We start from the raw sequence: 12812 nt of genomic DNA, 5'->3' as shown, positions 1-12812 counted from the left end.
GTCCGTCGACGCCACCCGACCCGGCGACAACACCCCCCGGATCATCCGTACGACAGGGGCAGTAAGTCATACCGGGCCGGGCGACCGAGCAGTCCCCGGCTGGGGACGATCAAAAAGGTAACGGGCGCAAACGGCGTCGGCCGGCGCCCGCTTACCCGGGGCTGGTCGGGCGTTGCGGGTGACGAGGCTGAAGAGAACCTCGGACTCCGTCCGGACGAGCACTCGGCTCCCTCGGCCCATCGCGCTCCGCTCCGCGACTGGTCAATCGCCGATGCCACGAGGCCCAGGCCACTCGGTTGCTCGGCGGTGGTGCCTCATTGGCCGTCCTTGGGATCGGTCCCGGCCTTACGGCCGCGGTCCTGGTCGTGACGACATCCCGGCCGCCGATCAAGGCAAGTGCCGAGATGCCAGGCAACCACAGGGAGCAACTCCGGCTGCCGCCACGACGACATGCAGGCCTGTCGCTGGAGCAGCCTCGGCTGGCCTTGGCGCCGGCGTACCCTGGCGAGATGCAGACCAGCGCAAGCGAGGAGCCGGCGAACCGTTCGCCTGCGCGTTTGTGGCCGATCGCGATCTTGGTAGTGGCACTGGCCGGGCTGGTCGCCGGTTACCTGGCGGTGGGCAGCCCGGGCATGGACGACCGCGTCGAGCGCACCGCCATCGCCCAACAGGAGCCAGTGGCCCGTCTGGGTGTCGAGGAGTTTGCGGCTCGGATGGCCAACCGCGACAGTGTGGTGATCAATGTGCACACGCCGTACGAGGGTGAACTCGAAGGGACCGACCTGTTCATCGCCTTCGACCGCATCGCCGACGACCCGCGGCTTCCGGCGGACCGGACCACCAAGATCTTCCTGTACTGCCGGTCCGGCTCGATGTCCGACCAGGCTCGGCGGACGCTGCAGTCGAAGGGATACCAGAACGTGGCCGACCTCGACGGCGGCATGCGCGCCTGGGAGTCCGCGGGACGCGCGATCGTCAACCGCTGAGAGATCATCTTTGGCCGTCGCCACACCGGAGCCCAACCAGGCTCTCCGATCAGCGCCGCACCGACCGCGGCGCGCCAACTCGGTGAAGGTGCCCGATTCGAGCATCGCAGGAATCAGCAGAGAGGGGTCGGGCCATGGAATGAGGCACAGCGGCAGGGGTCATCGCCCGGGCGACGAGTCGTTGGGCCGGTGCCGACGCGACAGTGAGCGGCTGCGCCGACAGTGGGTGCAGCGGGACGCGTTCCTCCAACAGGACCCGGCAGGTGGGCGGCGGTGTCGCGGTGGATCCTGGCGTTGACCTCGACGGTGAAGTGGCGGCAGGACGTCTCCAGCTCGGTGAACGTGCGGTACCGGTCGAGCAGGTTCGCACGTCTCGGGCCACCGGGGATCCCCGGCCGGAACATCCGCCGCGGACCCTCGCTGACCTGCGTATCGTCATGATCAGCGGGAAGATGTCTAGCCGTCCACGGCGAGGCCCTGGCCACTCAGCGAGGCGGTAGATGGCCGCCTCTGGCGATCGCTCTCACTGGCCGCCGACCTGCCGTGCGCGGACGTTGGTTGACCGGCTGCGCGGGGGCAGGTTGCGGAAGGTGAGCCCTTCGCCGCACGCCGTGCGTGGCTGCGTCTCCAACCCGCCGCCGCACACTCGCCGGACATCAGCCGCAGATGGCGCCTACTGCCCCGGCGAGCAGCTTTGCCCTACTATCACCCGATAGTAGACGGAATACCAATAGACTTCATTGTAGGCGAATCCCCTTCATAACGTGTCGGGAGGGCGCGCGGGACTACCGCGTCTGTCGGCTTCCTTTGGAGGGCTAGTCATGAAAAAGGGGTTCAAGTACGGCGCCGCCGCCACTGCGATCGGCGTCCTGCTGTCCGGTCCCGCTGCCGCCCAAGCGGCACGACCTTGGACGGACAACGGAGGCCCGTCCAAGGTCCAGGATGAACGTCGTGCGCCGGTGCATGCCACGCCGATGCGGACATCGCCGACGGCGTACGAGTTCGGCGAGACTCTGGCAAGGTTGGAGGGCAGGGAGCTGGAGATCACCTTCTTGGCGGAGATCATTCCGCATCATCAAGCGGCGATCGTGATGTCGGAGCTCGAACTCGAACGGGGCGAGAGCCCCAACATCCGAACCCAGGCCGAAAACATCATCGCCAACCAACGGCACCAGATCGAGCAGTTCACCCGCTGGCTCGATGAATGGTATGGGCTGACGCCGGAGGAAGCGGCGGACGAGGCCCCCGAAGAGGCGCAACGCGAGATGGCGGCCTTGGAACGCGAGACGGAGCAGATGATCGAGGAACTACGGGAGACGCCCGAAGGGCCGCGGTTCGACGTCGCGTTCGTCAAGCGGATGATCCCCCACCACCAGGCCGGCATCATCGAGTTTCTCGAGCCCCAGTCCCGCGCCCCGCACGCGCAGCTCCGCGTCGCCGCGACAAGCGGGATCGTCAACCAGGAGTCACAGGTGGCCGACTTCCGCACCTGGCTGTCCGGCCGAAAGTGACCTGGCTTGCAGGCCAGGCGGCGGAAGCGGGATAGACGAAGCTAAGTCGACACCCTCAAGGCCAGCCGCCTCAGGCAATTTGAAAGGCTGGCGTACACGTGAGGCCTTCTGCGAACCGCCCTGGTCTGCTGGAATCTGTACCAGCACCAGGGCGGTTCAGCAGCCCGGTGCGTGAACAGGCACCGCAGCACTTCGCCGACCGAGCTGGCTGTGATCGCCGAGCGCGCGTCGCTGCCGCCCATCGCACGTAGACGGCAGGCAGTTCACCACTACAGGTAAGAGGGGCTCCGCCGGCCGGGTCATCGCGCCGGCCACGCCTGGCAGAACGTTGTCACCATTGGTCGTCGTTGGTCGCGCACGGCCGGCATTCGACGGCTTGAGGAGGGCCTGGCCGCCTGGAACGCATGTCAGCGGCCGTCATGGGCGACACCGGAAGGCCTCCTTCGGCAGCTTCACCGACGCGTTGGCGGCCGACATCCGCGACACCCAAGGCGGCACCACACGGGAGGGCATCCATCTCGGCGCGGCCACGAGCTACACGTCACGGCCACTCGCGGCGCCCTCGCCCTCACCGCCTCACCCTGCAACGCGGCACCGGTCACCGTCCACGTAGCGGGCCAGCCGCCGCTGACGATCGGCGTCGGCCAGCAGGTGTCGGTCCCCCTGACCAGCTGAGCCGGCCGTCGGCGGCCCTGACTGACCGGTATGACATTTCCGGGGGCCGCAGCGCTCGGAAGTGTCGAGGATGCAGAGCGTGAGCACCGGCATCGAACAGCCGTGATCAGCGCCGGACCGGCATCGAGGACAGCCGAACGTCGCGTTGGTCGAGCAGCGGCTTGACGTTGGAACGGAATGCAGAGTCGTTCGCGAAGCCCGGTCGTACCACTTCGCGCCGGGCTGCCACGCCTCACCACACGTCTGTCCGACCCCGTCCCCAGCTGCCGGAAAATGCGCGTCTGCCTGCGAGCTCCTCGGCGTCGTGATCGCGAGCGAGCGGTAGGGCAGTGCGAGGAACGTTTCCGGCCGTCTCGGAACCGTCGTCGCCTCGATCAGGTCATACAGGCTGGCGGTGCCCGAAAGGAGAGGTCTGATGCGGTCAGTCGTCGCGATCGGTGCGGTGTTGCTGCTGGGTGGAGCCGTTGCAGGCTGTGCGCAGCCGGCGCCGGCTGGCCCTTCGCGCGGGTTGGTGTCTGCCACGACCCGCGCCAGCACCCATGGCGGGGTGGTGGACGACCAGGCGAGCCTCGTGGACAACCTGCGGCAGCGGACGGTGACAGTCGAGGTCGGCGGTGCCGTCGAGCAGCCTTTCCTCAGCGTGAACGGTACGCAGCTGCGCCTCTCCGGCGCCGGGTTGGCCAGCCCGGCAACGATCGAGTCCTACGAGTACGACACGGCGGCGGCGGCGACGCAGGACGCGGAGCAGATCGACCCGAACGGCGACCCATGGACGTCCAAGATCGCCTGGGTCGCGCCGCCGCACTTCTATCGCGCACAGCGGCTCATCGTGCTCTACGTGGGAGCTGACGCCGGCATGCGGTTGCTCGCCGGTTTGCTCGGCCCGCCGTTCGCGGGCCGCTGAGCGTTGACACAAGGGTGGATGCCTAGCGAGGCGCGGCCTCGCCAGACATCCGAGCGGAATCAGAGACTGAGACCGGCAAGCTTCTTACCGCCTGACCTCGTCGGCCGCGGAGCGTCATGGGGGTCAGGGCGCCACTGCGAACGACGCCGTAGCGGCCTGCAGGCGAGACGACGCGTAGCGTGCCCTGCGGACCCCACGTGAACATCAGCAGGTACTGCTGGCCCTTGGTGTAGAGCGGGTCGCGCTCGAGGACCATGCGCGGAGGGGTGTCGCCGGCTTCCGCCGTGCTGACGACACCGCCGATCTGGAACAGGACAAGCTGCTCGCCCTGTTTCGCCGTGCCCTTGTACGAATGGACGACGCGGATCGCCACGCGCCTGGTGCTGCGCGGAGGCAACCTCGGCCAGCAGGTTTTGCTGGGCTGCCGGGCGGGCCTGCGCCAGGCTAGCCGGATGGAAGTCCCACTGGGCATACATGCTCATGGTCAGCCGCTCGTCCGGGCGGTCCGCTGATGCCCATTGTGTAGGGAGGCAGTCGCCGACGAGGGCCAGAGTCACGCCGATCATTGTCTTCGTCTTGAGCGTCGCGGCAGTCACCTCCGTCATTGGTCGGTTGGCCCTGAGCGGGGCGAAACCCCGTACCGCTGGCGCACACGCGGCCATGTCGAGGGCGATCATGCCGACGAGATCGAAGCGCCCGGTCACGGCATGCCCGGTGGGGGCGCGCCCGCCTCTTGAACGGATGGAAGCGGAGTGACCGTGTGGCCTTCACGAACCGGCCCGGCAAAGTACGTTAGGGGACAGATATGGCCTAAATGGAAGAAGAGACTTGAATCAGCCCGATCGTCATCGACGGTTGGGGAAGGGAGGGGAGACCGTGACCGTGGCCTACATGGCTCCGGGACCCAGCAGCCACATGCAGGCGGTGGTCGGCGGTGCGGCCAGAGCGGCGATGGCCGTCAAGTTCTACCAGGTGGTGCTGGGTGGCTGAGCGAGTCCTCGCGCCGCCCGAGGTACGGCCGGCCGCACCGGTGCGTGGGAAGGGCAGCGCCTGGCGGGGCGAGGCCGGCCGGCTGCTGGAGGTGGTGGCGCTGGTCGGGCTGGTGGTCACCCAGCCGCTACTGGACGTGCTCGGCCGCAGTCCGGACTTCTTCCTGTTCCACCGCGCCCCCCGGGCCGACGTGCTGCTCCTGGTGGCCCTGATCGCGATCGCGCCGACCGTGCCGTTCGCCCTGGTCGGCGCGATCGGCCTGGTCGCCGGCCGGCCGGTCCGGGCGGCCCTGCACACGCTGGTCGTGGGGCTGCTGCTGGCCGCGCTCGCCGTCCAGGTCGGCCGGCACCTCACGCCGCTGCGGGGCGTACCCCTGCTGCTCGTGGCGGGCGTGGCCGGCGGCGTGGCGGCGGCCGCTCACCGGCGGTGGCGGGCCCTGGGCCGGGTGCTGCGGGTGGCCGCGGTGGGTCCGCTGGTCTTCGTCGGCCTGTTCGTCTTCGCCTCGCCGGCCTCGGCGGTGGTGCTGCCCCAGGGGCACGGCGGCGCCGCCGGGGTGGCCGGCGCGGGCGCCCACCCGCCGGTCGTCATGATCGTCCTTGACGAGCTGCCGCTGGTCTCGCTGCTCGGTCCGGACCGGAGAATCGACGCCGCCCGGTACCCGCACTTCGCCGAGTTGGCCGCCGGCTCGACCTGGTACCGCGACGCCACCGGTGTCAGCGGGTGGACCCCCTACGCGCTGCCGGCCATGCTCACCGGCCGCTATCCGGCGAAGCCGGTCGCGCCGCACTACTCGCGGTACCCGGACAACCTGTTCACCGCGCTCGGCGGCCTCTACGACATCAAGGCCGAGGAGAGCATCACCCGGCTCTGCCCGCCCAGCCGCTGCGAGCAGCCGGTCAGCCCGGAGCAGGGGCTCGGCGTGCTGGTCCGGGAGAGTGGGAAGCTGCTGCGCCAGGTCACCGCCCCGGTGGACAGCCGGATCGACCCGGAGGACTCCTACCGGGAGCAGACCCGGGCCGAGGCGGGGCTGGACGCGGCCGAGCCGGTGCCGGACGACCCGAAGTTCCGCTGGGACACCCTCGACGACAACCAGCCGGCCCGGTTCACCACGTTCCTGGCCGGTCTGCGCCCCGCGAACCGGCCCACCCTGCATTTCCTGCACCTGCTGATGCCGCACTCGCCCTGGGTCTACCTGCCGTCCGGGGCGCGCTACGCCGCCCCGGAGGACCTACCCAACGACGGCGCCGGGTGGGTGGACCTGGCGCGGGCCCGGCACCTGGCCCAGCTCAGCTACACCGACCGGCTGATCGGCGAGACGCTGCGCACGCTGCGCGCCACCGGCCTCTACGACCAGGCGCTCGTGCTGGTCACCGCCGACCACGGGGTGAGCTTCCGGAAGGACTGGCAGGGCCGGGGGCTGGACGCCATCACCCACGCCTCCGACCAGGTCTCCTGGGTGCCCCTGTTCGTCAAGGAGCCCGGCCAGCGCAGCGGCCGCGTGGACGACCGGAACTGGCAGCACGTCGACCTGCTGCCCACCATCGCCGACGAGACGCACGTGCGGATCCCGTGGCGGATGGACGGCCGGTCGGCGAAGCAGGCCCCGCGCGGGGACGGCGCCAAGGTCTTCTACGACCGCCCGGGCGAACCGGTGCCGATCACCGGCGCGGTGCCGGCCCCACCGGCCCCGCCCGCCCCCGACCCGCTGATCGGCACCCGGGTCAGGGAGGGGCCAGCCGGGGGTATGGCCACCGTTGCCAACCTTGCTGCGTTCCGCGCCGTCGACCCGGCGCGCGGTGAGCTGCCCGCACTGGTTTGGGGCACCGTGCCCGCCTCGGTACCTGACGGCACGAGACTCGCAGTCGCTGTCAACGGCACGGTCGGCGCGGTCGTGCCGGTCGTGCGGCCGGACAAGGGTGGTCGGAGGTTCGCCGCGTTCCTGCCCGACGACCGGCTCTTCACCGCCGGACCCAACCGCCTGGAGCTTTACCGGGTGGGCGCGGACGGTGGGCTGCGCCCGCTGACCCTGTCCTGACCGGCCGCCGGGTACAGCGGCGCCTGGGCGATGCGTGATGACGGAAACCCCGCATGTGGGGACGACCTGGATGTGGTGGGTGGGCAGGGTCAGCCGAGCGAAGACCTCCAGGCGTCCAGGCCTGCACGACCTGGGTCTTCGCTCGGATCGGCCTCGGAGCCTACGATGCGGCGACAGTCGCCATCGCTTCGAAGGCGCCGCGCGGGCTACGGCGACCGGGGCATGATCGTCGATGTGTCTGCAGTCTGCACCTGCGGGCCCGCCGAACTGCAGGCCAAGGGGGCTTGGCGAACACTGCGAAGACGGCCAAGGTTTATCCGGGCCGAGAGGCGAACCTGCTGGCCGAGTACGGCACGGTCGCAGAACTGGAGACGGCCCGCCGACGGTTTACCGAGGTGGTCCAATGCCCGGCGGCGCCGCGAGGCACCCGTCCGTTCCTCGTCGAGGCCTCCCCTGAGGAACGGCAGCGGCTTCACTGTTACCGGTCAAGGTGTTTACCACCGCGGTCGGTGCCAACCGGAGGGGTCAACCGGGACTCCATGCTCTCCGCCGAGGGGGTCCGCTGGCACCCATTCCAATTGCCGCCTGCGCCAATCTCACTTTGTGCGGTCGAAAACGCTACGAGCTGCCAAAGCCGTTCCGCCAGCCACCACGGGTTCCTGTTCAGTGAAGATTTCTGGCGACAGCGATGGCAATCCTGGGCGGGATAGGGCCAACTAGCAACGCTTCCTCAGGGAAGGGGAGCACCGGGGGCGTGGGGGTGTCGACCCCCGCCCCCGCCTACCCGGCGGAAAGGCTATTCGCCGACCTGACCGCGCGACTGCTGCTGTAACCCTCGGGCTTGCGCTTGGCCTCTGCGCCGCCCGACACCGCGATCAGCGGCGCGCTCTCAGGTCAGGTCGTATCAGTCGTTGGCCCCGTGGCCTCCATCTGGTGGCGTTCCCAGCGCTGCTCGATCCGAGCGAGGCGCCACACTGCCAGGGCTACAACCCAGGCGGCGATGAAGAGCCCGACGATGACGAAGCCCACGTTGTTGAGGTCGACGTGGCCGATGGCCGCGAGCGGACCGTGCCGGATGCCGAGCCTGCCGATCAGGATCGATGCCAGCTCAATGGTGCCGATGATGAGGGCGACAGCGACAGACAGGCCGGTGATGATCATGTTGTAGTAGACCTTGCGGACCGGCTTGGAGAAAGCCCACCCATAGGCGAAGTTCATGAAGCAGCCGTCGATGGTGTCGAGCAGGCTCATGCCGGCGGCGAACAGGATCGGCAGCGTGAGGATGGCGTACCAGGGCAAGCTGAACGCTGCGGCTCCGCCGGCGAGCACGAGTAGGGAGACCTCGGTGGCGGTGTCGAAGCCAAGGCCAAAGAGCAGGCCGACCGGGTACATATGCCAGGACTTCGTGACCGAGCGGGTAACTCCGGACAGTATGCGGTTGAGGAACCCCCGGTTGTTGAGCTGCTCCTCCAGTTCGGCCTCATCAAACTGTCCGTGGCGCATGCGGCGGAACACCTGCACGATGCCGGCGAGGACGACCAGGTTGATGATCCCGATCAGGTAGAGGAACACGCCCGAGATGGTCGTGCCGATCACGCCGGTGACCTGCTGCAAGGTCGACGAGTCGTCGGCTACTTCGCCGGCGAGGGCCTTGACACCGAGAGACAACAGGAAACACAGGCCGAACACCACGCTCGAGTGCCCAAGCGAGAACCAGAACCCGACGGAGACCGGTCGCTTGCCCTCGGCCATCAGCTTCCGGGTGGTGTTGTCGATCGCCGCGATGTGATCGGCATCGAACGCGTGGCGCATGCCCAGCATGTAGGCGGTCAGTCCCAGACCGACGCCGAACACGCCCGTGGCACCGACACGATATTGCGCCGGTGCGACAACCAGCAGCAGCACGCCCCACCCGATGAGGTGTAGTGCGGCGATGAAGGCTGCCATGCCGATCAGGCCGACGCGCCCGCGTTGGTCAAGACCGCTTTTCGCCTCCACTGCGGTGTTGGCTGACCCCACAGTTGCCATGCCCAGTCCCTTTCCTTATCGCCAGAGTCTTGCAGTAGCAAGACCCTGGCGACAACAGGGGCTGGGCTGCGTGGCTGTTCTACGAGCGTGCAACAGTAGACCTGACGAACCGACGTCGGTAGCGTCTATCGCTGCCACCCCGGCGCAAGCCTGACAGCACTCATCCTGTCGTTGACTAGAGGAGTGCGGCCGCATGCTGCATCAGGGCCGGGGGTCGATGACACGTGTCAGCTTGCTGCTGACCACGGTTCTTCTCAGCGTGTTGGCGCCGGGGGGCCCCAAGGGCTTTGGCCGAGCCGAGCCCTGCTGAGGTGGAGCAGCAACTGAGCCAGGACTGTGCGGCGAGCTGGCTGACCTGTGGGGCCAAGGCGTCCAGGTCGGCCTGCGCCGTCCGCACCTCGAGGGCCAGTTGAAGTTGCCGTTTCCTTGACTTGTGCAACTTCGCCTTGGCCTGGACGTAGCCGCGGTTCGCGGCGTCGATCACGTCGGTGATGAGCTTTGGTTCGTTGTCCTCCTCATGCCCGGACGGGGTGGGGGTAGTGGGTGCGGCCGTCGCCGGGGTGGGCCCGGCGACGATGGCGAGCGCAGCGAGAACGGCCACCACAGGCGTCAACCAGCGGCGTAGGGGTGGCACAGTGTTCCCTTCCGTCGGCCGCCGACCGGGTAAGCTGCCGGGTTCGGGACGGAAGTGGCCCTACCGCTCGCGCGGATTCACCCCATTTACCTGGTTCCCCGGCTCGCCCGCGGGCGATTGGGCGGGACCGCTGGCGCCGGTGCGCGCCTGTGGCGGTGACCGGCAGTGAGGTCACCGCAGGGGTATCTCCTTCCTGTACAGGAGAAAGGCGACAAAAGCTGTTAGGAGTGGATTACTGTGCGCCGCTGTCGTTCCGGCAGCCGTCCCTCACAGCTCCGTGGGCCTCTACCATTCGGCGTCCCACGGTTGGTCAAGGTCGTGGCGCCACCTGGCCCGAACCCCCTCGATTTGTCCCCCAGCGCTCTCCGTATCACCAGCGCCGAGGGCAGCTAGCGCATCGTTGCCCGGGCCCTCCGCCGCAACTGCAACTCCATGCGGCCCATGCGAAGCTGGCTCCTGCTCTCGGTCTTGCACTCGAGCGGCATTGCCGGCGGTGCGGACCACGGCGGCCAGTGCGGTAGTCAGGGGTACGGCGGCGATTAGGCCGAGCGTGGCGACCGCGCTGCGGACGATCTCCTGGGCCATGAACTCACTGGTGAGGATCTGGCTGACGGGTCGTGAGTCGGCCACGAGCAGGAGTAGCAGCGGCAGCGAGGCGCCCGCGTACGCCAGCACGATGGTGTTGACCGTGGACGCGATGTGCGCCCGCCCAACCCGGGTGGCCGCCCGGTAGAGGTGCCGACGGGACAGCCCCGGGTTGGCGTGCGCCAGTTCGGTAACCGTGGCCGCCTGGGTGACCGTCACGTCGTCCAGCACGCCGAGCGAGCCGATGACGATGCCGGCCAGCAGCAGGCCGTGCAGGTCGACGTCGCCTTGGAGCATCGACAGGGTGGTCGCCTCCTCGCTGCCGAAGCCGGTCAGGTGGGTGGCGGCGGTGGCCAGGGTGCCGAGCACCCCGGTCAGCACCAGGCTGCCGAGGGTGCCGAGCACGGCGACCGAGGTTTCGGCGGTGATGCCGTGGGTGAGGTAGAGCACCACGAACATGATCAGCGCGGCGCCGACGATCGCCACGAGCAGCGGCGGCTGGCCGGCGTCGATGCCGGGCAGCACGAAACCGAGCAGGATGGCGAAGCTCGCCACCAGCCCACCGAGCGCGGCCAGCCCGCGCCAGCGGCCGAAGGCCACGATCGCCACGGCGAACAGCGCCGCCAGCCAGACCAGCGGCGTGCCGCGCTGGTGCTCGGCGATGTTGTAGGTCTTCACGGCCGGGTCGGCCGGGTCGGTCAGCTCGACCAGGATCACCTTGTCGCCGACCTCGACCCGGGGTGCGCCGGGGCCGGAGGGTACCGGCGTCTCGACCTGCCGGCCGGCGTCCGGGCCCTGCTCGGCGGCCACGGTCACCGTCCCGCACGGGCCGGCGGACCGACCCGGGCCGCCCTCTGGCGTCTCCGGGGTCGGCGGGCACGGCTCGGTCACCACCCGGGTCACCGTGCCCTGGTAGCGGGACAGCGCTGGGCCGTCCGCGGGCTCCCGGTCCTGCCGGGGCCAGAGCACCACCGCCGCGATCACGGTGGTCACGAAGAGCGGCACCACCGCCGCGACCAGGATCCGCCGCACCCCCGGCGAGGCGGACGGAGCGGGACGGGTGTGATCGGTGCCCAAGACTTAATCTCCCCGGGAGACTGGCGGTACAGAATCAAACGTCGAAGTAGGCGTTTCGACTGGCAGGCTCAAAGACCACGATCCTGCGGAACAACCCGACCGCTCGCCCCGGACGGGCTGAGTGATGGCTTTTCGACCCTGTGGCCCTCTGTCGCCTCGGATGCCTCCTCTACTATCCAGTGATAGTAGAAGGGTGTCGTGGTTGAGTGCCGTGGAGGGGCCGGGCTGCGCGCCCCGGTGGCCCGAGAGTAAAGCCTCGCCGATGAGCTCCCGAGAGCCCCGTCACGGTTCGTGACTGCTTTAGCCGCCAGCCGCAGGCTGGGCACGACGTTCACCAAGCAGACGGTGAATCCGAGTCCCAGCCGTCCTAGTCGGGGAGAACGACTCGCGCGAAGGGAACGAATGCCGGGCAGATGTCCCAGGTAACAGGGTCGGCCGGGACTGCAGCACACACCAGGCGGCAACGGCAACGGCAACGCGGAGCGGGAGCGGGATGTATACAGGGCACTGGCTGTGGCGCTGGTCGCGGCGCTCATCGTCGCCGGGCTCTAGCTGACCCATCGGGCTGTTGCGATCGCCTGGCCTCCGCTGCGCACCGGTAAGAAAATGGGCGTGCCCGGCCATGGCTCGTCATTGCGAGTGGCTACCGCGATGCAGGAGAGCAACCTCTACAACTACGCCAGCGGCGTGCTGCCGGAGTCGCAGAACTACCCGCACCACGCCGTCGGTTGGGACCACGACTCGGTCGGGCTGCTCCAGCAGCGCCCGACCACGGGCTGGGGAGCGGTGCGGGATCTGATGAAGCCGGAGTACGCAACCCGGCAGTTCCTCACCGCGCTGCTCGCGATCCCCGGCTGGCAGGACATGCCGCTGACTCTCGCGGCACAGGCTGTGCAGGTCTCCGCTTTCCCTTGGGGCCTACGCACAGCATGAGTGGCGAGCCGACCAGGTCGTCAACGCGGTCCTCGCCTGAGTCGGCGCCGCACCGCTCGGCTGGTAGCCCTGGCCCCGGCCGTCCCGAAGTCGCGGGATGCACTCAACGATTCCCGGCCGTGTACGCCCTCCGGACCTTCTACTACTGCAAGTAGTAGGGCGTGAGAGACTGCGTGCTGCCCGCCGCTGATTCTGAGGGAGGCAGTCATGCCCGGACCGCACCAGCAAGTCACGCCGCCGAGGGCGGACTGACATGGGCGAGCGCTTTGCCGCTATCGCCTCGTCCGGTCCGCTCCTGGCGGCGATGTGTGTCGCCGCCGTCGCGGGGGTCGCGTCCGCGCTGGTGGTGTAGGAGACGGCCATCGCGGGATCCGGTTTGATGTTATGCGGCGATCGGGGTGGGGTCGGTCTGGTCGGTGTCGTGTTGGCTGGTGTCGATCGTGACCATGCGGGC

At 68.9% G+C, this 12812-nt stretch carries 8 protein-coding genes, 1 pseudogene and 1 riboswitch; of the genes and pseudogenes, 5 read left to right on the top strand and 4 right to left on the bottom strand.

The window, feature by feature from the left end; genetic code table 11:
• Window positions 1–509: 509 nt before the first annotated feature.
• The 3 genes from D7I43_RS31405 to D7I43_RS31395 all read left to right on the top strand — a co-directional run bounded on the left by D7I43_RS31405 (window position 510) and on the right by D7I43_RS31395 (window position 4076).
• Window positions 510–986, top strand: coding sequence for a rhodanese-like domain-containing protein (locus D7I43_RS31405; protein WP_158610197.1), 477 nt, complete (start codon window positions 510–512; stop codon window positions 984–986).
• A gap of 821 nt (window positions 987–1807) precedes the next feature.
• A complete protein-coding gene (locus tag D7I43_RS31400) occupies window positions 1808–2497 on the top strand; it encodes a DUF305 domain-containing protein (protein ID WP_204985328.1) in 690 nt (229 codons plus the stop codon).
• A 1090-nt stretch (window positions 2498–3587) separates the two neighbouring features.
• Entirely contained in the window at window positions 3588–4076 is a 489-nt protein-coding gene (locus D7I43_RS31395) for a hypothetical protein (protein ID WP_147427364.1), read from the top strand.
• A 22-nt stretch (window positions 4077–4098) separates the two neighbouring features.
• On the opposite strand, the gene D7I43_RS31390 is transcribed toward D7I43_RS31395, so the two are convergent.
• A complete protein-coding gene (locus D7I43_RS31390) occupies window positions 4099–4449 on the bottom strand; it encodes a hypothetical protein (RefSeq protein WP_120332186.1) in 351 nt (116 codons plus the stop codon).
• A 657-nt stretch (window positions 4450–5106) separates the two neighbouring features.
• Here D7I43_RS31390 and D7I43_RS31385 point away from each other — a divergent pair.
• The gene (locus D7I43_RS31385) at window positions 5107–7101 is read left to right on the top strand and encodes a sulfatase-like hydrolase/transferase (RefSeq protein WP_240033305.1); all 1995 of its coding nucleotides are present in this window, start codon (window positions 5107–5109) and stop codon (window positions 7099–7101) included.
• An 894-nt stretch (window positions 7102–7995) separates the two neighbouring features.
• On the opposite strand, the gene nicT is transcribed toward D7I43_RS31385, so the two are convergent.
• From nicT to D7I43_RS31370, 3 genes are all read right to left on the bottom strand, one after another.
• The gene (nicT, locus tag D7I43_RS31380; RefSeq protein ID WP_204985327.1) at window positions 7996–9129 is read right to left on the bottom strand and encodes a Nickel transporter NicT; all 1134 of its coding nucleotides are present in this window, start codon (window positions 9127–9129) and stop codon (window positions 7996–7998) included.
• A gap of 175 nt (window positions 9130–9304) precedes the next feature.
• The gene (locus D7I43_RS33955; protein WP_240033304.1) at window positions 9305–9733 is read right to left on the bottom strand and encodes a hypothetical protein; all 429 of its coding nucleotides are present in this window, start codon (window positions 9731–9733) and stop codon (window positions 9305–9307) included.
• Between the two features lie 34 nt (window positions 9734–9767).
• Window positions 9768–9897: riboswitch (cyclic di-AMP (ydaO/yuaA leader) on the bottom strand.
• A gap of 151 nt (window positions 9898–10048) precedes the next feature.
• Window positions 10049–11425, bottom strand: coding sequence for a YibE/F family protein (locus D7I43_RS31370; protein WP_120332184.1), 1377 nt, complete (start codon window positions 11423–11425; stop codon window positions 10049–10051).
• A gap of 597 nt (window positions 11426–12022) precedes the next feature.
• On the opposite strand from D7I43_RS31370, the pseudogene D7I43_RS31365 reads away from it, so the two are divergent.
• A pseudogene (locus D7I43_RS31365) lies at window positions 12023–12398 on the top strand (peptidase M23); the annotation flags it as partial.
• Window positions 12399–12812: the final 414 nt, after the last annotated feature.

Source organism: Micromonospora globbae (genome assembly GCF_003610785.1).
Taxonomy (GTDB): domain Bacteria; phylum Actinomycetota; class Actinomycetes; order Mycobacteriales; family Micromonosporaceae; genus Micromonospora; species Micromonospora globbae.
The sequence above is the reverse complement of the archived record's forward strand: the minus strand, read 5'-3'. Positions and strand labels throughout refer to the sequence as shown.